Origin of the sequence: uncultured Cetobacterium sp. (assembly GCF_945952365.1) — a bacterium.
In the GTDB taxonomy this organism is placed as follows: domain Bacteria; phylum Fusobacteriota; class Fusobacteriia; order Fusobacteriales; family Fusobacteriaceae; genus Cetobacterium_A.
This window is the reverse complement of sequence record NZ_CAMFHX010000037.1, coordinates 1-19,564: the sequence shown is the minus strand read 5'-3', so window position 1 is coordinate 19,564 and position 19,564 is coordinate 1. Positions and strand designations below refer to the sequence as shown.

The 19,564-nt window shown below is 30.0% G+C and carries 18 protein-coding genes and 1 pseudogene; all 19 read right to left on the bottom strand.

Translation table 11 applies throughout. The annotated features are described in order from the left end of the window. Positions 1–184 (bottom strand): annotated as a pseudogene (locus tag Q0O83_RS10800) (transketolase); the annotation flags it as partial. Between the two features lie 23 nt (positions 185–207). Further along, positions 208–852 (bottom strand): fructose-6-phosphate aldolase, encoded by a 645-nt coding sequence (fsa, locus tag Q0O83_RS10795; RefSeq protein WP_294097003.1) that lies wholly within the window; start codon positions 850–852, stop codon positions 208–210. Continuing rightward, positions 853–1,560: an L-ribulose-5-phosphate 4-epimerase gene (gene araD / locus Q0O83_RS10790; protein ID WP_294097001.1), complete on the bottom strand. Its 708-nt coding sequence runs from the start codon at positions 1,558–1,560 to the stop codon at positions 853–855. Then, positions 1,554–2,423 carry an L-ribulose-5-phosphate 3-epimerase gene (locus Q0O83_RS10785; RefSeq protein WP_294096999.1) on the bottom strand — a complete coding sequence of 290 codons (870 nt, stop codon included), beginning with the start codon at positions 2,421–2,423 and terminating at the stop codon, positions 1,554–1,556. The genes araD and Q0O83_RS10785 overlap by 7 nt, the downstream gene beginning before the upstream one ends. Before the next feature lie 4 nt (positions 2,424–2,427). Further along, on the bottom strand, positions 2,428–3,063 hold the full coding sequence (locus tag Q0O83_RS10780; RefSeq protein WP_294096997.1) for a 3-keto-L-gulonate-6-phosphate decarboxylase UlaD: 636 nt from the start codon (positions 3,061–3,063) through the stop codon (positions 2,428–2,430). Between the two features lie 30 nt (positions 3,064–3,093). Continuing rightward, positions 3,094–3,534: a PTS sugar transporter subunit IIA gene (locus tag Q0O83_RS10775; protein ID WP_294096994.1), complete on the bottom strand. Its 441-nt coding sequence runs from the start codon at positions 3,532–3,534 to the stop codon at positions 3,094–3,096. Between the two features lie 55 nt (positions 3,535–3,589). Continuing rightward, positions 3,590–3,868, bottom strand: a complete 279-nt coding sequence (locus Q0O83_RS10770) for a PTS sugar transporter subunit IIB (protein ID WP_294096992.1) — start codon at positions 3,866–3,868, stop codon at positions 3,590–3,592. 17 nt (positions 3,869–3,885) lie between these two features. Further along, positions 3,886–5,346, bottom strand: coding sequence for a PTS ascorbate transporter subunit IIC (locus Q0O83_RS10765; RefSeq protein ID WP_294096990.1), 1,461 nt, complete (start codon positions 5,344–5,346; stop codon positions 3,886–3,888). 37 nt (positions 5,347–5,383) lie between these two features. Then, positions 5,384–6,448, bottom strand: coding sequence for an L-ascorbate 6-phosphate lactonase (ulaG, locus tag Q0O83_RS10760; RefSeq protein ID WP_294096988.1), 1,065 nt, complete (start codon positions 6,446–6,448; stop codon positions 5,384–5,386). Positions 6,449–6,531: 83 nt separating this feature from the next. Then, a complete protein-coding gene (locus tag Q0O83_RS10755; protein ID WP_294096986.1) occupies positions 6,532–8,541 on the bottom strand; it encodes a BglG family transcription antiterminator in 2,010 nt (669 codons plus the stop codon). Positions 8,542–8,782: 241 nt separating this feature from the next. Further along, on the bottom strand, positions 8,783–9,613 hold the full coding sequence (locus Q0O83_RS10750; protein WP_294096984.1) for a carbohydrate ABC transporter permease: 831 nt from the start codon (positions 9,611–9,613) through the stop codon (positions 8,783–8,785). Next, a complete protein-coding gene (locus Q0O83_RS10745) occupies positions 9,614–10,516 on the bottom strand; it encodes a sugar ABC transporter permease (RefSeq protein WP_294096982.1) in 903 nt (300 codons plus the stop codon). Between the two features lie 23 nt (positions 10,517–10,539). Further along, the gene (locus Q0O83_RS10740; protein WP_294096980.1) at positions 10,540–11,856 is read right to left on the bottom strand and encodes an extracellular solute-binding protein; all 1,317 of its coding nucleotides are present in this window, start codon (positions 11,854–11,856) and stop codon (positions 10,540–10,542) included. Positions 11,857–11,933: 77 nt separating this feature from the next. Further along, entirely contained in the window at positions 11,934–13,328 is a 1,395-nt protein-coding gene (locus Q0O83_RS10735) for a carbohydrate porin (protein WP_294096978.1), read from the bottom strand. A 22-nt stretch (positions 13,329–13,350) separates the two neighbouring features. Beyond that, positions 13,351–15,513, bottom strand: a complete 2,163-nt coding sequence (bglX, locus tag Q0O83_RS10730) for a beta-glucosidase BglX (protein ID WP_294096975.1) — start codon at positions 15,511–15,513, stop codon at positions 13,351–13,353. Continuing rightward, positions 15,500–16,417 carry an ROK family protein gene (locus tag Q0O83_RS10725; RefSeq protein ID WP_294097005.1) on the bottom strand — a complete coding sequence of 306 codons (918 nt, stop codon included), beginning with the start codon at positions 16,415–16,417 and terminating at the stop codon, positions 15,500–15,502. The genes bglX and Q0O83_RS10725 overlap by 14 nt, the downstream gene beginning before the upstream one ends. Before the next feature lie 3 nt (positions 16,418–16,420). Further along, entirely contained in the window at positions 16,421–17,845 is a 1,425-nt protein-coding gene (locus Q0O83_RS10720; RefSeq protein ID WP_294096973.1) for a glycoside hydrolase family 1 protein, read from the bottom strand. Between the two features lie 27 nt (positions 17,846–17,872). Next, entirely contained in the window at positions 17,873–18,868 is a 996-nt protein-coding gene (locus Q0O83_RS10715; RefSeq protein WP_294096971.1) for a LacI family DNA-binding transcriptional regulator, read from the bottom strand. 253 nt (positions 18,869–19,121) lie between these two features. After that, positions 19,122–19,505, bottom strand: coding sequence for an ankyrin repeat domain-containing protein (locus Q0O83_RS10710; protein ID WP_294096969.1), 384 nt, complete (start codon positions 19,503–19,505; stop codon positions 19,122–19,124). Positions 19,506–19,564: the final 59 nt, after the last annotated feature.

Here is a 19,564-nt window from a genome sequence, read left to right as displayed (position 1 = left end):
TTCCTTCCATCTTAGGATTTTTAGGATCTATATTCATCTCTGAAAAATATAGTGCAGTCATAATATCCGCCGCTGATAATGATCCTCCTGGATGCCCTGATTTTGATTTACAAATCATTTGAACAATATCTTTTCTTATTTCACGTGCTTTATCTTCTACAAGCTTAACATCTCTTACTTTCATCAACTCTCTCCCTTAAATATAGCTTAGTTTTTTGCATTCTCCCAATCTTTTAAAAATCTTTCAATTCCCTTATCTGTCAATTCATGTTTTGTCATAGCAATAATTGTTGAGTAAGGTATTGTTCCTATATGCGCTCCTGCTAAAGCAGCTTCTTTTGCATGCCAAGGGTTTCTAATACTTGCTGCAATAATTTCTGTATTTAATCCATGGTTTTGGAATATTTCTGCAATCTCTGCAATTAAAGTTACGCTGTCTGATCCTACATCGTCAAGTCTACCTAAAAATGGACTTACGTATGTAGCTCCAGCTCTTGCAGCTAAAAGAGCTTGAGAAACAGAGAAAATAAGTGTTACATTTGTTTTTACTCCCATCTCCGTCAACTTTTTACAAGCTTTCAACCCTTCTATTGTCATTGGAAGTTTAATAACTATATTTTTGTGAATCTCTGTCAAAGGAATAGCTTCCTCTACCATTTTAGTTGCCTCTAAAGAGATTACCTCTGCACTTATTGGTCCATCTACAATCTCTGTTATCTCTTTTATAACCTCTTTGAAATCTCTTCCCTCTTTTACTATTAAACTTGGATTTGTAGTTACACCACAAATCACACCCATATCATTAGCCTCTCTTATTTCGTTAACGTTTGCAGTATCTATAAATATTTTCATTTAATTAGCCTCCGTAGTTTGACCATAGTATGCATTTTTTCCATGTTTTCTTAAAAAATGTTTATCTAAAAGTTCATTCTGCATTCTTTCTACTTCTCTATTCAAATTCTCAGTATTATATGCCATTTTAGCTAATTCTTCTAAAACTACAGCATTGTGAACTGCATCTTCTGCATCTTTTCCCCAAGCAAATGGACCATGAGAATTTACTAAAACCGCTGGAGTATAATCTGGATTTAGTCCATTTTCATTAAATGTCTCTATTATAACTTTTCCAGTTTCAAACTCATACTCTCCTTCTATTTCTGTTTTTTTCATTTTTCTTGTACAAGGAATATCCCCATAGAAATAATCAGCATGTGTTGTTCCATAAGCAGGAATAGATTTCCCTGCTTGAGACCAAATTGTAGCCCAACTTGAATGTGTATGAACAACACCACCTATATTAGGAAAATTTTTATAAAGAGCTAAATGAGTTGGTGTATCCGAAGAAGGTTTTAGATGACCTTCTACTACGTTTCCATCTAAGTCTACAACAACTAAGTCATCTATAGTCATATTATCATACTCTACTCCACTTGGTTTTATTACAACTAGATTTTTCTCTCTATCAATTTCACTCACATTTCCCCATGTATATGTAATCAATCCTTTTTTAGGTAACTCTAAGTTTGCTTTTAAAACTCTCTTTTTTAGCTCCTCTAACATCTGAAACCTCCTTCTCTCATTTTATTTTCTATCCATCTCTTCGCATTTTGAATCTCTTTTAATGGATTGTCAGATTTTTCTGTCCACATCTCTATTAATAATGGACCATTATAATCTATCTCTTCTAAAAGTTTAAAAAACTCAATAAAATCTACACAGCCATTTCCAAAAGGAACCTCTTTAAATTTTCCGGGGAAAGATTCTGTAACAGCTAAGGTATCTTTTAAATGAATTGCACTTATTTTATTTTTTCCTTTCAAAATCTCTTCTCTAACATTGTTTCCCCATGCAGATAAATTTCCAATATCTGGATAAACTGTTAAGAATGGAGAGTTTAAAATTTTATCAAATTCTAAATATTTAGTTATTGAACTCATAAATGAATGATCCATAATTTCAATTGATAACATTACGTTGGCTTGCTCTGCCCATTTTAAAGATTGTTTCATGCCATCTATATAAAGCTCTCTTGTTTTTTCATTTCCAGCTTCATAGTAAACATCGTATCCTGCCATCTGTATATTTCTAATTCCTAAATCAACTGCTAGTTGGATAGCTTTTTTCATAAGCTCCAAAGATTTTTTTCTAGTTTCACTATTTTCACTGCCAAGTGGAAATCTTCTATGACCACTAAAACACATAGATGGAACTCTCATTCCGGTTTCTAAAATAGCACTTACAAACTCTTTTCTTTCGTCTAAAGACCAATCTAATCTAGATAACCTTTCATCTGTTTCATCTATTGAAATTTCAACAAAATCAAATCCTAAGTCTTTTGCATATTTTAATCGTTCTCTCCAACTCATATCTTTAGGAAGAGCTTTTTCATATATTCCTAAAGGAAATTTCTCTAAACTATACATACTTTTACCCCCAAATTTTTAAAATCTCTTCTTGCCATCTTTGAGCCTCTTTTTTAGGACATTCCGCATCTCTTAAAGATCTTCCTGCTATAAAGCAATAAATATCCATACCTTTAAACAGTTTTAATGTATCTAATTCTAATCCACCTGTTACAGATACTTTGAATCCCATCTCAATCAATTTTTGTACTTTTTCTAAATCTTTTTGGCCCCAAGTCTCTCCAGCTAAAAGAGCATCTCTACTTTGATGATACACAACTTGAGATAAGCCAGCCTCTTTCCACTGTCTCGCATGATCATATGTCCAATCTCCATATAATTCAACTTGTAAATCATCAATCTCTTTTAATGCTGCCTTCATAGTTGGAATTGTTGCCGAACATATAACCGTCATCCAATCTGCTCCTGCTATTTTACAATTTTTCGCAACTGTTCCACCTGCATCTGCACATTTAGTATCTGCTAAAATAGTTTTTTCAGGATAAAGAGCTCTTAAACATCTAACAGCTTCCATACCTTCTTGTAAACATAAAATAGTTCCAGCCTCTATTACGTCAACTACATCCCCTAAAAGACTTATTGATTTTAATGCATCACTTAATGTATTGTTATCTAAAGCTACTTGTAATAATGGTCTCATTTTAAATCCTCCTAATAATATAATTTATAATTAAATTAGTTTTAAAATTTCTTCTTTTGTTTTAGCATTTTTAATTTTCAATATGTTTTCTTCATCTTCAAACAGATCTGCAACTTGTACTAATCCAAACTCATTATGATTATCAGAACTTGTTGCCGCTAAAGTAATCAATATACTTACATAACCTACATCCTCACCAAAGAAAACAGGTTCCTTTAAAGTAACTAGGCTAAAACTATCTCTTATTACTCCTGATTCAGGTCTTGCATGTGGCATTGCAACCTCTGGCATAATTATATAATATGGTCCATATTCTATTGTTTTTTTTATAATATCATCATAATATCTTTCCTCAATAGCTCCAGATTTTACAAGTAAATCTGTAGATATTTTAATTGCTTCTTTCCACGAAGTTGCTGCCTGTCCAATCGCTATTGAATTATTTTCTATTAAAGAACTTTTTAGATTCATATTGTTACTCCTTTTTAAAAAATTAGGAGCAGAATATCTCCGCTCCTTTTTTTATTTATTTTAAAATTTCCAGTATTCTTGCTTCCATCTCTTTTACATCTAATATATTTTTTAAAGCAATTACTTTTGTTTTTGCACTTGGATTTAGTTGTGAAGCTAAATGTGTCGAAGCAATAACAATGTCATACATAGATGTAGCTGTTTTTGCTTGACCTATACTACAATTCTCACATGTATTTTGTATTTTATGTTTATCTAATATTCCCTTGGCTTTTATTTTCATCATCATACTTGTTCCCATTCCATTTCCACAAACAGCTAATAACTTTATCATAACCTTACCTCCATTTTTTAATAGCTAGCCTCTAAAATCTCATCATCAAACATTTCCACTTCATTATTAAAATAAAGCTCATGATTATTAACTTTTCTATATTGAATTATCGGTATTATTAACATTCCAACTATACAAATAGCATAGCCTATTAAACCAAAATTATTCATTAAGAATCCTTGTCCAACCCAAAGTGTACTCTGATCTATATTTCCGTGCCATCCTCCAAAACCTTGCAGTTTAAATAAAGCTACTGCTACCCCTCCAAGTAAAACTTGAAGTATTCCAGATATGAACGGTAAAATCATTGCAGCTTTAACTCCACCTCTTTTTTCAGCAAATATTGCTATTGTTGCATTATCAAAGAATACTGGTACAAATCCTGTTATTATTAAAATTGGAGATTTAAAGATTAACAATCCCGCAATTGCAAGGAATTGTCCTAATGCTCCAAAGATAAATCCGAACAATACTGCATTTGCAGATCCAAATCCATACGCTGCTGCACAATCTACCGCCGGCATAACTCCCGGTAAAATTCTATTTGAAATACCTTGGAAAGATTCTGTTAATTCACTTACGAACATTCTTACTCCAGTCATTAAAATAGCTAAATAAACAGAGAAGAATAAAGATTTTGACACTATATATGTAACAAAATTTAAACTAGCTCCAAAATTCCTAGCATCTGCTACTCTCATATAATCTTCACCTAATATTCCTAAAATAGTTCCGAAGAAAATAATCATTAGAGTTCCTGTGGCAACAATATTATCATGGAAAATTGATAACCATTCAGGCAGTTTCAAATCATCTAATTTTTTGCTTGCATCTCCAAGTTTTGGAGCAATTTTATCTGTTGCCCAAATCGCAAACATCTGTTGATGACCGATTACAAATCCCGCACCATCCGTTAACCTTTGTGTTGCTCCAACAGTTAAATTTGTTGCAACAGCCCAATATGTTCCAACAAAAAGACCAATCATTACTGCACCAGTTGCATTTCTATATTGAGGAAAAGCATAGAAGATTATCCACGTTGCTGTAGTCGCTTGTTGAACCATAATATGTCCTGTTATAAAAAGAGTTCTTATTTTTGTATATTTTCTGAATAAAACAAGTATAATATTTAAGGTAAAACCTATCAATAGTGCTATCATTGTCCAAGATGTTGTAAGTCCAATAGATTCTAAGGCACTATTAACTGCATTTAATCCAAAATATGGATCTATTACAGCTGCATTTAATCCAAATCTATCATTTAATCCAGCTAAGATTGGTCTAAACGTTGATACAAGTCCACCTGCACCAACATTTAATATCATATATCCTACAGTTGCTTTTATAAAGCCTGAAAAAGCTTGATAAAACGGTTTTTTCAGTAAAAGATAACCTATAAATACTAAAATCCCTACAAAGAACTCAGGTTTTGTTAATATATTATTTACGAAAAATTCAAAAATTGTGAACACTCCCATACTTCTCCTCCTCTATAATTTATATTTTTTATAAATCTTAAAGCATCGATTTAAATGGCAGATCAGGTTCTATTACAAAAGCATCATGGAATCCTCTGTCGTACATATATTCTAATCTATCTTTATCTAACGGCCATATGAATTTTCCACCAACCTCCCATAAGAATGGTTTGAATTTATATTGTAATTTATCTTTTCTCATATTCCATAGATATAATATCTCTTTTGGATCAGCTTTAAAGTTTGTCCAAATATCATGATGAATTGGAATTACAACTTGAGTATTTAAACATTCAGCCATTCTTAACATATCTACAGATGTCATTTTATCTGTCATTCCTCTAGGATTTTCCCCATAAGATCCTAAAGCAACATCTATTTTGTGATCATTTCCATGTTTTGCATAGTAGTTAGAATAATGAGAGTCTCCACTATGATATATATTTCCTGCTGGAGTTTTTATCAAGTAGTTTACAGCTAGTTTATCCATATCTTGTGGCATTTTATCTTTTAAAATTACTCCCTCTGGAGCTGTAACTAACTCTGTTCTATCAAAAGAATCTAAAGCAACAATTTCTGTATCTTTAATTTTTACTACATCACCTGGTTTTACCACAATACATCTATCCTCTGGAACTCCCCAGCTCACCCATAAATCAACACATGCTTGAGGTCCAATAAACGGAACTGAAGAATCACAATTTTGCATAACTGCTGCTGCTACGTTTTCATCGATATGATCTCCATGATCGTGAGTTGATAAAATTGCATCTACTTCTTTTATCCCGAATGGATCTATTACACAAGGGACATTTCTTAAATTTGGTTGTAGTGCTTTACATCCTATCATTCTTTGGTGTTGATGTTGATGCTTCATAAGAGCGTTTTTACCAGATTTTTTTCCTGTTTTTACCCAAAGGTCTATACATAAATTTGTATTACCTTCTGTTTTTATCCAAAGTCCAGTACATCCAAGCCACCACATTGCCACTGTTCCAGGTACAACATTTTCATTTTCAATTTCTTCATTTAACCATGTTCCCCACTCTGGGAATGTGCTTAATATCCAAGATTCTCTAGTTATTTTACTAATTTTTGACATACTTTTTACCTCCAGATTGTTGTGTTTTCGTTTATGTTAAAAGTATATTTTATTTTTTCAATATAAAAAAGAACCTATTTTATTCAAAATTTTTTTACAAATTTTTCAACACTAAAGCCTGGTTTCTCAATCTCATCAACTATCTCTAAAAAACTATCCAAATGCTCTTTGTTATCCTTTGAACTAAAAGCGATTATAGTTCTCACTGGTATCTCTCCAGGGAATAAAACGCTATTTTTTAAGGTAACTATTGAGAAAGCTGTTTTATTTACATTGTTGTCATTTTTTGCATGAGGAAAAGCAATATTCTTACCCATAACCATGTAACTACCGTAATTTTTTATACATTTAATCATATCTTCAACATAACTTTCATCTATACAATTACCCTCTAATAGAAGATTTCCAGCTTTTCTTACCGCCTCTTCCCAATCTTTAGCAATTTCTCCTAAAGATATTTGTTTTTTATTTAACATGTCAAAAATTGTAATTTTATTTGGCGAAATATCATCAATCAAATTTGAGTTTAAAATATTTTTTAGAGATTCAATCATACTTCCCTTATCATTTATTGTACAATTTTTTTGTATTTCATTTATAAAGTCAGATAAAAGGTATTTTTTATTACGTTTTTCAAACCCATTATTTTTTAATAAGTTTATATTTTCAGTAGATAATATAGGTTTTACTTTTAATATTGGAGTTATTTTATCTGGAACCTCTAAATCTACCGTTGTTATTATTATATCTATCTCATTTTTGTTTAGACTTGTTGCTAATGCATGTTTAGGTATGATATCAATAATATCTATTGAAAATAACTCTTTCAATTGTTGAGCTAAAAGTTTCGAAGTCCCATATCCCATACCACACACTAACAAAACTCTTTTCTTATCTTTTGTAACAACTCTATTCCTGTCTAAAGACGATTTAAAATGAATTGTTATAAATGCTATCTCGTCATTTGAAAAATCTTGTCCCACATAATTCTCTAGCTCTGCTAAAACCTCTTTTGTTATTTTAAAAAGATTAGGATAACTCTCTAGTACTTCTAAATAGATTGAATTTTCTAATTGAATTCCATTCTTAATTCTATAAATAGTCGGTTTTAAATGGTTTAGTAATCCTTCTAGAAGAAAATCATCCTTCGATATATCTACATCTATTCTTTTATTAAAATTTTGAATAAGTTTTTTAATCAAAACTTCCATCTCTACCCAATTTTCATAGTATGAATAATTTTGATTATATGTATGACTTCCTAAAAAGAAATCTGTTATTTTTAAATATTCTATTCTTGACAATTCAATATCATAGTTTGATTCTATTAATGCACTTGCTTTTTTTACAGCTTTATACTCTTCTGTTTCTTCTAAAAAATTTTCATTTTTAATTTTTTTAATACTATTTCCATCTTTATACATTATTATTGTCATTTTTAAATATTTTTTAATTATTTCAAAAGCCTCATCTGAAATTATTCTATTCATTAATTTTTGACAATAATTTATAAATGCAACAATTCCTTTTTCATCTAAATATATCTCTTTATTAATAATTTCTTTAAATAAAGAGTTTTTTAAATTTTTTAAAACTCCAAAGAATGACAACGTACAAAGCCTTATACTTTCCTCTTCTCCAACTAATACCAACCCTTTTTTAGCAGAAATTTCTAACCCTAAACTATAGTTTTTCAATAAATCTTTTATATTCTTTATATATAACTTTAATGTATTTCTACTAACATCTAATTTTTCTGCTAATTTACCTTGATTTATAGATCTTTTAAATAGAATTTGCAAAAGGATATATAGCTCTCTTTCACTAGAAGATAAAAATTTTATATTATAATTTTCTTTTAATACATTTTTTATAATTTCAATATTTCTTAATTTAACTACTCCTTTACATAACTGTATATTTGAAAAATCTTTTAATTTATAATTATCATTTAAATATTCTTCAATTTTTTCAATTTCATATCTTACAGCTCTTTCTCCCATTTCTAATTCATCCGAAATTATTTTTATACTTTTTTCACCGTTATTTTCCATTATATTTTGCATTATAATAATACCTTTACCACTAATCATACACACCACTCCCCTATTTAAAATATAGCAAATCAATTATAACATTTTTTTAGAAAAAGTGTTATTTTTAGTATTCAAGCTTTTACACTTCATAATAGACCAGGAATTAGAATCGATTTTTTTTCAAACAAATATATTTCAAAAGGAAAGTTATACTCAGTAGATTAAACAAAATGTAACGAATGTCTTGCATGTATAAAAAAATGGAGAGGATATTTATAATCTTCTCCATTTTTTTATTCTATTCTTTTACTGCACCTGCTGAGACACTATTAATTATATATCTAGAGAAAAATATATAAGCTAACATAATTGGTAAAATTGAAGTTGCAATCGCTAAATAAGATGCACCCATATTTAGTGTTATATCTACTGCACCTTTTAAATAACCCATAAGTAGAGGTAACGTAAACTTTTCTGGTGACAATAATACTACAAGTGGAAGTAGATAGCTATTCCATGAACCAATAAATGTAAAAATACCATTTGTTGCTATACCTGGTAGCATTATTGGAATTACTATTTTATGAAATATCTGTAGCTCACTAGCTCCATCAATTCTTGCTGCCTCTACTATCGACATTGGTAAAACTGATATCAAGTATTGTCTAAGAAAAAATACCGCAAACGGACTTGCTATTGCAGGTATTATTAAAGGTATATATGAATCAACTAATCTCATAGCTACTATAAGTTCATAAAACCCAATTAATCCAAGCTGCCCTGGAACCATCATCAACGAAACTATTGTTCCTAAAATTATTTTTTTACCTTTAAAATTATACACAACAAATGAATAAGCTGTTAATGCTGAAAAATAAGAAGTTAAAAGTGTCACTGACACTGATATAAAAATACTATTTTTCATACCTCTGAAAAGATCAAAGTAAACTTTTATCTGCCTCCAATTGTTCATAAGAGACTTTCCAGGAACCAATGAAAATCCAGATATAATTTCTTGGCTTGAACGAGTAGAGTTAATCATAACCATATAAAAAGGTAAAATACAAACAACTACCAATAAAAATAAAGATATATATAATAAGATCTTATTTATTTTTTCTATTTTCATTTAACTTCTCACTTCCTTTTCTTTTTTATTCACAAATTTAAATAATACTAGTGAGAACCCTATAATTATAAAGAAAATACCATATGCTATTGCTGCTGCATATCCAACATTGCTGTATCTAAACATCGTATTATACAAATACATAACCATTGTATTTAAAGCCCCTCTTGGTGCTCCTATTCCATCAGTTATCAAGAATGGTAAATCAAATATTTGTAACCCTCCAATTAAAGATGTTATCCCTACATAAATCAAAACAGGTTTCAGCAAAGGAATTGTTATATATCTTAAAACCTGTAGTCTAGAAGCTCCATCAATATCTGCTGCCTCATAATAATCTTTAGATATTCCTTGAACTCCAGCCATCAGAACTATAAATGAATTTCCAAACCACATCCATGCCCCTATAAGAGATACTATAACTATAGCACTTGTAGGTTCTCCAAACCAATTTATAGGTTTATCTATTACTCCAGAATTTAAAAGAATTTGATTAACTGGTCCATATTGCCAATCCAGTAATCTTTGAAATAATAATGCTACTGATGCTGTTGCAATTAAGTTAGGTAAAAAGAAAATAGCACGATATACACTTAACCCTTTGACTTTATAACGAATATCACTAAAAATAATAGTTAACCCTAAAGCCATCCCAAGTTGGACAACTATATTTAATCCCCATATTTTTAATGTATTAAAAAACGATTGAATAAACATATCGTCCGAAACTAATCTCGAATAATTCTGTATACCTATGAATGTAGCTTCTCCATATCCTCTAAAATTTGTAAAACTTAGGTACAATGTTCTTAATATCGGATATATATTAAATAGTAAATAAACTATCAAGAAGGGTAATATAAATATAATCCCATACTTGCTCAACTTTTTATTTCCTTGCATGAATCTAATCCTCCCCTTCAAATCTATTGTTTGTTATTTGGAACGTTTAATTCAGGATAAATTGTTTTAACATTACGATAAAACTCTCTTATAGCCTTCTCTTTGGTCATTTTTCCTTCTTGATAAGCCCCTACTGCTTGTATAAAATATTTTTCAATTTCTCTATCATACTTTGTAACTTTTGAATAATCTACTTTTTGAGCTTGCTCTGTCCAAAATTTATATGTTTTTTGTCCACCTAAATATCCATTTTCTTCATCTTCCATTTTTTCTAAAACAGGTAAGTAAGCTACAACATCTCCTCTCGATTTAGACCACCAAGTCAATGTATCTTCATTTAAAGTTACAAATTTTAAAAATTCCCAAGCTGATTTTTTATTTTTACTATATTTATTAATTCCAATAAAAGTTCCTCCCCATATATATGGGTTTGGTCCTGTTGTAATTCCCCAATTTCCTGCCATATCTTTTCCACTATTACGAAAGAATATCATACCCCAAGTTGGTAATGAATAGCCGAATACATCAACCATCTCCTCTTTTCCATTAGCATTATATGGAATTGACCCATTCATACCTGCATACCATCCAGGGCTCCACTCACTTGCAAATGCTACCTCTTTATTGTCATATATTCCTTTTGTAATATCAAAGTAATTCAACCTATTTTCACTTAATGTTACATCATTATCTATTACCCAAGCATCTCTATTTTCTCCCATCGAGAAATATCTCAAACTCCCCATATCCGGAAATATCTTTATTCCATAGTTATTTAGTTCTGTTGCAGTTTTTTTTATTTCTGACAGAGATGAAAATTTTTGTCCTACAAATTCAGGATCATCATTTCCCCAAACTTTTTTGGCTAAATCTCTACGATAATATATTCCTCCTGGTGTTGTTTGATAAGCTAAAGCTCTTACTGTTTTGTCCTTATCCAATCCAACCTCATATACATAATCTATAATTTTATCTTTAAAATCATCTGCATTATATGGACTTGAAGAAAGATCTTCAAAATATCCGGCTTCATAAAATGGAATTATCCAATCTGCTTCTCCAACTAAAATATCTGGAACTGTAGATCTTCCTCTTAAAGCACTATTAGTTTTTATAAAGTAATCGTTTGCTTCTATTATTACAACTTCTACTTCTTTATCTTTATAAATCTCTTTATATTTTTCTGCCATATATTTTAAATCTTCATTAAATGTCCATACTATAATTTTGTTGCTTCCATTATCAGTTGAAATGGATTTATCATCTTTCCCTTTACAAGCTATTAAGAAAAATGTCATCATCATTAAGGAAATAATTGATACTATTTTATTAAATTTCATATTTTTTCTCCTTCATTTTCTTTTTGTCAAAGATATAACTTTTTAAGAAAACGGTTTCTTAGTTTTCTAAAAAAAATTTACCACCAAACTGACATTTGGAATCCTGCAACTATATCATCCTGCTTTTTCTTTTGTTTATCTCCATTCTCTTTAATTTCTATATCTTCATTATAATAAGTAACATAAGCTCTTACCGCTGTTTCAGCAACTCCAAAATTTAATTTCAATTGAGGTCCTGCTGAAATTTTCCATATTATTTTTTGTTCTTCTTTTTCATTATACATTTTTGAATTTACTTCAGCTAAACCAGCTTCAATCCAAAAATCTAAAGATGAATTTATCGAATATGAAGGTCTTATAGAAAACCCTAATTCTTTTTGCTCTTTTAAATACTCTGATTTCACTGAGTCAGTCACATTATACTCTCTTGCATCTACATTATCAGCAACTATGAATCTTAACGCTGTCATAATTGATAGTTTTTCTGTTAAATTCATTCCACCACCGGTACCAATTTGGAAAGCTTCCGAATCTTTATGTGCCAACATATTTCCAGCTGTATTTAATCTTCCTAAACCTGATCCTCCTAAAAGACCTGTTCCATATTGAATATAGTGTTGTCCCCATCCTTGCTTTCCGTAATAATTTTGAGGGTTATGGTATAAAGCTAAATAAATTCCTTCATCGGCCGTTTCTCTACTATAAATAGTTTCATCCTCGGACTCTTCGCATAAAAACTTAACTGAATCATGATCTGGAGCATGAGCGTACATACCCTCAACAGTGAAATCTCCTAACCCATATGTAGCTTTTATTGCTCTTATAGAATCCGAAGTTTCTATATTCTTTACTTCAGAGTATGGAGGATAATTATCTAAAGATGGACGATAATATCTATCTGTTTTATCTTCAAACTCCGCTGTTAAATAAGATAATCCCAAACTTCCTTTTCCTAGCTTAACTCCATTAATTCCCAATCCAACTGCATCTATATCTTGATAAAAATAATCAGTCATATCTACAGCTCTATTATCCCAACCTTGCTTTCCTGCTATTATTACCGATTCCTCGAAAGCTCCTGCAAAACCAGGTATTTTTCCCATCTCAATTTTTGCACTTGCTAAATTTATATCAGAACTTATATCTAAAGATGAGTTCCAATTATCTAATTCAACAAATAATTTTGCCCAAGCTCCATTCTGCATTCTAAAAGTATTTGAAAAATTAAACGCTGTAAAAGAGTCATACTCATTTCCCCATCTACCAATAAGGTTCTTATTTTTATCATAAACCTTCTTAAAGCTATCATCTAAATTTCCATCTGACCCAGTTCTAAAATATCCATGAAATTCAAATGAATCAAATTGTTTCCCCAAACTTATTAATTCATCTCTAGACTCTACCTCATTACTAGCTAAAACCGTTGTACTAGCAATAATAATACTTAATAAACCGAATATCTTTCTTTTCATTTTAAAGCCTCCCCGTAGTTTTTTATTTTATTAACTCAAATTCTAAACTATTTTTTTCAGCTGAATTAGTTCCTACAAAAACCTTAAACCTTCCGACTTCTGAATCTATTTTATTTTCAATTGTATAAAACTTTAACATTTCTTCATTTATTATAAATTTTATTTCTTTCTCTTCATTTTGTTTAAGAAATACTTTTTTAAACCCCTTTAACTCTTTTACCGGTCTAACTCTACTTCCAAACTCATCCTGTATATAAAGCTGTACAATCTCTTCACCATTATACAATCCTGTATTTTTAATATCTATTGTAACTTCAATAGATTCCTCTTTTCCTTTAATCATTTTTCCTTTTGAAATTTTAAAATTTGAATACTGAAATTGAGTGTAGCTTAATCCATATCCAAAAGGTAACATTGCCCAATGCGGCGAATCTAAATAACTACATTTATAAAATGCACCAGCTATTTCAGATGGTCTACCTGTCTTAAAATGATTGTAATGAATAGGTACTTGACCAACGCTATACGGGAATGACATAGTTATCTTTCCACCAGGATTGTAACTTCCAAACAAAATATCTAGAACAGCATTCCCACCCTCTACTCCTGGGAACCAAGCTTCTAAAATAGCATCTGAATTTTCAAAAATAGCTCTTAAATCTAGTGGCCTACCATTAAACAGTACTACTACTACCTTTTTTCCTGTTTTATAGAGTTCTTTTAAAAGCTCCTCTTGTAATCCTGGTAACCTTATATCTGTGAGACACCTTCCCTCTCCTGAGCTATTTTGATCTTCTCCAAGAGCAACTACTATTACATCTGACTCTTTTGCTTTTTCTACAGTAGATCTAATCTCTTCAAAACTCTCAATTTCTATTTTATGGTTTCCACAAATAACAAACTGATCTTTACTCTCAAATCTATTAAGTATTGCTTCTTCTATTGTTATAGAATCTTTATCAAATCCTAAATCTGACCAGAATCCTCTTATTGACTTATTAGAAATAAATGGACCTACAAAAGCTATTTTCTGTTTATCTTTCAAAGGTAAAACTTGTGCTTCATTTTTTAATAAAACCATAGATTTTCTGGCTATATCTCTACTTGATTCTCTATGTTTCTTACACAACAGCAACTCTTTTTCACGAGCAGTATCTGCTCCTCTAAATGGATTCTCAAACAACCCCAGCTCATCTTTTAAATCTAAGATTCTGTATACAGCTTCATCTACATACTTTTCATCTATCTTTTTTTCTAAAACAAGAGCTTCTAAGTGTTCAAAATATTCTACACTCATCATATCTACATCAACAGTAGCTTTCATAGCTTTATAAGCTGCATCTTTACCATTTTCTGAGCAACCATGAACAACTGTCTCTCCAATAGCCCCCCAATCAGAGAAAAGTACTCCATCAAAAGATAGCTCTTTTCTTAAAACATCTTTCATTAGCCACTCATTAACTGTTGCAGGTACTCCATTTATTGTATTAAATGATGTCATTACAGTTTTTGCTCCAGCATCTATAGCTGCTTTATACGCTGGTAGATGTATATCATAGAATGTCGATATTCCAATATCAACAGTGTTATAATCTCTACCACCTTCTGTTGCTCCATAAGCTGCAAAATGTTTTACACAAGCTGCAACTCTTTCTACATCCTCTTTTAAATTTTCCCCTTGATATCCTTCTACAAAAGCTTTTCCTAGAATAGAATTTAAATATGGATCCTCTCCTGTAGACTCCATAACTCTTCCCCATCTAGGATCTCTCACTAGATCTACCATAGGAGAAAAATTACAATGAATACCACTTACAGCAGCTTCAGCTCCTGAAACTTTTGCAACTTCTTTTACAGCCTCAGAATCCCAAGAGCATCCAAGTGCAAGTGGGATAGGAAAGGTTGTTCTATGTCCGTGAATCACATCGTGACAAATAAGTAAAGGTATACCATGTCTATTTTTTTCTAAATATTTTTTTTGAATCTCAATAGCTTTTTCAGCTCCCGATACTCCAAGTATAGATCCCATATTGTTTATTATATCCTCTGTTAAGTTCATCTCCTGCATAGGTCCTGATATAACAGCATCGTCAGTAATCATCGCTCCGTTCAGTTGAAACAATTGAAATACCTTTTCTTTAAGAGTCATATTAGCTATAATTTTTAAAAGTTTATCTTTTTTCATTTTCACCCTCTCTCTCTTTTATAAAATTATAAACAGCACCAATTATTCCTGAATCATTATTAAATTTGCAATCTTCAATTTTAGGAAACTCTAGATTATTTAAATCAGGATTCATTTTCTTTATTTCATTTATTCTATTTTTTATTCCAGACATAATCATCTTATCAGAGCTTATTGCTCCCCCAATAAGAACTTTTTCCGGGTCAAATGCAAATATTAAATTAAAAATTCCTGAAGCGATATAGTTATAAAATTCATCAAAAACTTTAACAGCATTTGTTTCTTTCTCTTTACAAAGTTTTGATATCTCTTCACCACTTAAATCTTTTCCTGTGAGTTCTTTATATGCTCCAACTATTCCAGTTGCAGTTGAAGCTATTAAACTTAAAGTAGACATTCTACTATTTTCATTTTCTATATCTTTAGCCAACATAAATCCAAACTCTCCAGCCATATATTTAGAGCCTCTATACAATGAGTCATTTATTATAACTGCTCCACCTATCCCAGTTCCAATTGCAATACTGATAAAGTTTTTTTCATCTTTACCATTTCCAATCCACTTTTCAGCTAAGGCAACACAGTTCACATCATTTTCCAATGTAACTTTTAACCCTGTAAGCTTTTCTAGTTCATCTCTCATATAGCAATTATAAAGACTTGATAAAGCTCCAGAAGTTACTGTATAACCTTTTTCGACATCTATTATACCAGGCATGCTAAATCCAATTCCTTTTATTTTATATTCATCAGCATATTCCACTACTATTTCTTTCACTTTATTAAAAAAATCATCTTTTTCTTTTGGAGTAGGTATTTTATCTTTTAAAATAATCTCTCCTTTATCGTTCAAAATTCCAAACTTTGTATTTGTTCCCCCAACATCAAAAGATAAGTAATTCATCACCTACTCAACCTCCACAATTTTATTATTTTTAGCTACTTCGGCCATCCAATAACCACTTTTTTTAATTTTTCTTTTTAATCCATTTTCTCTATCAACAAATAAAAACCCATATCTATTTTTAAATGCATTACTCATTGACCAGTTATCCATTAAACTCCACATATGATATCCAACACAATTAGAACCTTCCTCTATAGCGTTATTTATCATTATTAAATGATCTTTTACAAATTCAATTCTTGCATCGTCATTTATACTTCCATTTTCATCAGTATCTCTTTCATCTCCACCGTGTCTACCCATACCATTTTCAGAAATATATGATTTTATATTTCCATAGTTATTCTTTATATCAATCAGAATATCGTAAACTCCTTTTTCAAAGATTTCCCAACCTCTATCCTGATTAAACTTTCTTCCAGGCATTTCATAATCATCATAGAATGAATGTGGTCCTGTTACTTTTTCATCTTTTATCTCTTTTGCTTTTACTCTTCTTGGGAAATAATAATTAATTCCTAAGAAATCAACTGTATTCTCCTTGATTATTAATAACTCTTCTTCTTTGTATTCTGGCATAAGATTATGATCTTTTAAAAGTTTATTTAAATCTTTATTAAACTCTCCTAAAACACAAGGATCTAAGAAACTTCTTACAAAGAAATCGTGACATATTTTTGAAGCTTTTAGGTCTTCAGGATTGTTTAAATCTCTCGGGTATGATGGAGTAAGACTTAGAATTATACCAATCTCTCTATCATTTTTTAGAGTTCCTTCAGCTTTCATCTCTTTAAATGTTCTTATTACAATTGCATTTGAAAGAATTGTATTATAAGCTGCCTGAACTCCTCTTTTAAAATCATTAATAAATGGATAATGAAAGTTATATAAGTAACATCCTTCTATTGGTACAATCGGCTCATTATGAGTAAACCAATATTTAACTTTATCTCCAAATAATTCGAAACATTTTTTCGCATAAATATTAAAATATTTTAATACCTCTTTCGACTCCCATCCACCCAAATCTTGCATAGCTGCAGGCATATCGAAGTGGAATAAACATACAAAAGGCTCTATTTTATTTGCTAGAAGTTCATCAATTAAATCATTATAGAACTTAACTGCTACATCATTTATCTCTCCTGTTAAAGGATTTGGTATAAGTCTAGTCCAAGCTATCGAAAATCTAAATGAATTATGACCTATTTCTTTCATCATCTTTATATCATCTTTATAAAAATTTATGAAATCTACAGCAACAGCGTTTCCTTCTCCTCCAAAGAATCTATCTGGATCTTTCTCCATCCAAATATCCCATGTTGTTTTTCCTTTTCCCATTTCCAAATGAGCTCCTTCTGTTTGTAAAGCTGAAATAGCACTACCCCAGAAAAAGTCTTTTTTAAATTTATACTCTTTTTTCATTTTATACCCCCGTATTTTTTTTAGTTTTCAACTTTCTCTTTCAATTAATTCAATCTCTGATTCATATTTATAAATTTTTTTATTATTTTTATCTTCTATTTTTTCTGTTAAATATTCTATTGTTTTTATCGCCATAGTTTTTAAATCTATATCTATTGTCGTCAGCTTCGGAGATATGTATGTTGATAAGTCTACATTATCAAAACCTATAATTTTTAAAGACTGAGATATATTTATATTACTCTCCTTTAAGTATTCAATTATATTTATTGCTGTTTCATCATTAGCACAAAATATTCCATCAGGTAAAGTTTTATTTTTTTCTAAATATTTTTTTAAAATATTTTTTGAAAGAAAGCCATTAAAACTAGCTTCTAAAATTTTATATTTTATATTATTTTGAAGACAAAATTCTTCAAACCCCTTAACCCTTTCTTTTCCAGCAAATTTATCTAAATCTCCAGATATATGCAGTAAATCTTTACATCCTTTTTTTACTAGATAATCAGCCGCTAATCTTCCACCAAAAGAGTTATTTGAATTTATTAGTATTGTATTTTTATTTAAACATACATCTAAATAATCTATTAATGCAATTTTATAATCATTTTCTATAATTGCATCTAACTCTTTTATATTACTTTTCATTCCTATTACAATAGCACCATTTATAACACCACTATCATAAAAATTTTTTACTTTTTCAAACATCTCATCTGATTTTATTATAGACAACAACACACTATATCCTTTTTTTTCTGCTTCATCTACGGCTATACCTACAAAACTTTGGAAAAAAGCAGATGTTTTTAACTCTCCTTTATCATATATAAAAAGTCCAATAACTTTATTCTTTTTACCCGCTAAATTTCTAGCTGAATTATTTGGGACAAAATTGTTTTTTTTAATAATTTCATTTACTTTTTTTCTTAACTCCTCAGAAATATTTGGATAACCATTTATTATTTTTGAAACAGTTCCCTTAGATACTCCTGCTTCTCTTGCAATATCTTCTATTTTCACAACAAACTCCTTTCTTTTCAGGAAACCGCTTTCCTTTGATCTAGTTATATCACTTTTTGTTATAACTGTCAATAAAAAGTACAAAAAAAATAAAAATCTATCATCTGGTGATAGATTTAAAAAGATTTAGTTATTTAAATTTTTAACATCCTTTAATTCAATCTCTCTATCTAAAAGAAGTTCTGAAAAAAACTTTCTATGAATACTTTTCAATTGAATAGGACTAAATACAAAAGCTCTATCTTCTAAGATTTTATTTTAATAACTCTAATATCTCAGAGATATCATGATAATCCATATTATTTTTTAAATACATTGCATATTCTAATGATGTCATTCCCCAACTATTTTTTATACTCAAGTTTGCACCTTTTCTTTTCAAGAGTCTAACCATCTCTAAATCTTTATTAAAAATAGCTAAATTGATTGATGTGTTTCCTTGTAAAGGTTCTACAATATCCAATTCAGCTCCATACTGAAGAAACAGCTCCACCATCTCTAAATTTCCAGAAAGTGTCGCTTTATGAATTGGAAATCTATACTCTCCACTTCTATCATTTACATCAATCCCCGACTCTAACTTAGCTTTCAAAACTTCTAAATCACCAATTTTTAATGCATTTTTAAACTCTAACATTTCTTTCCGTTACCAAATACTTATAAAACTCTATAATTATTTTAATAAAATATATAAAG

Excerpts from the sequence above, each read along its gene's own strand:
- fsa (WP_294097003.1), bottom strand. The coding sequence starts at position 852 with ATGAAAATATTTATAGATACTGCAAACGTTAACGAAATAAGAGAGGCT.
- Q0O83_RS10775 (WP_294096994.1), bottom strand. The coding sequence starts at position 3,534 with ATGAATCTAAAAAGTTCTTTAATAGAAAATAATTCAATAGCGATTGGA.
- ulaG (WP_294096988.1), bottom strand. The coding sequence starts at position 6,448 with ATGTCAAAAATTAGTAAAATAACTAGAGAATCTTGGATATTAAGCACA.
- araD (WP_294097001.1), bottom strand. The coding sequence starts at position 1,560 with ATGTTAGAGGAGCTAAAAAAGAGAGTTTTAAAAGCAAACTTAGAGTTA.
- Q0O83_RS10745 (WP_294096982.1), bottom strand. The coding sequence starts at position 10,516 with ATGCAAGGAAATAAAAAGTTGAGCAAGTATGGGATTATATTTATATTA.
- Q0O83_RS10725 (WP_294097005.1), bottom strand. The coding sequence starts at position 16,417 with ATGAATTACTTATCTTTTGATGTTGGGGGAACAAATACAAAGTTTGGA.
- Q0O83_RS10765 (WP_294096990.1), bottom strand. The coding sequence starts at position 5,346 with ATGGGAGTGTTCACAATTTTTGAATTTTTCGTAAATAATATATTAACA.
- Q0O83_RS10710 (WP_294096969.1), bottom strand. The coding sequence starts at position 19,505 with ATGTTAGAGTTTAAAAATGCATTAAAAATTGGTGATTTAGAAGTTTTG.
- Q0O83_RS10755 (WP_294096986.1), bottom strand. The coding sequence starts at position 8,541 with ATGATTAGTGGTAAAGGTATTATTATAATGCAAAATATAATGGAAAAT.
- Q0O83_RS10720 (WP_294096973.1), bottom strand. The coding sequence starts at position 17,845 with ATGAAAAAAGAGTATAAATTTAAAAAAGACTTTTTCTGGGGTAGTGCT.
- Q0O83_RS10770 (WP_294096992.1), bottom strand. The coding sequence starts at position 3,868 with ATGATAAAGTTATTAGCTGTTTGTGGAAATGGAATGGGAACAAGTATG.
- bglX (WP_294096975.1), bottom strand. The coding sequence starts at position 15,513 with ATGAAAAAAGATAAACTTTTAAAAATTATAGCTAATATGACTCTTAAA.
- Q0O83_RS10780 (WP_294096997.1), bottom strand. The coding sequence starts at position 3,063 with ATGAGACCATTATTACAAGTAGCTTTAGATAACAATACATTAAGTGAT.
- Q0O83_RS10740 (WP_294096980.1), bottom strand. The coding sequence starts at position 11,856 with ATGAAATTTAATAAAATAGTATCAATTATTTCCTTAATGATGATGACA.
- Q0O83_RS10750 (WP_294096984.1), bottom strand. The coding sequence starts at position 9,613 with ATGAAAATAGAAAAAATAAATAAGATCTTATTATATATATCTTTATTT.
- Q0O83_RS10735 (WP_294096978.1), bottom strand. The coding sequence starts at position 13,328 with ATGAAAAGAAAGATATTCGGTTTATTAAGTATTATTATTGCTAGTACA.
- Q0O83_RS10785 (WP_294096999.1), bottom strand. The coding sequence starts at position 2,423 with ATGTATAGTTTAGAGAAATTTCCTTTAGGAATATATGAAAAAGCTCTT.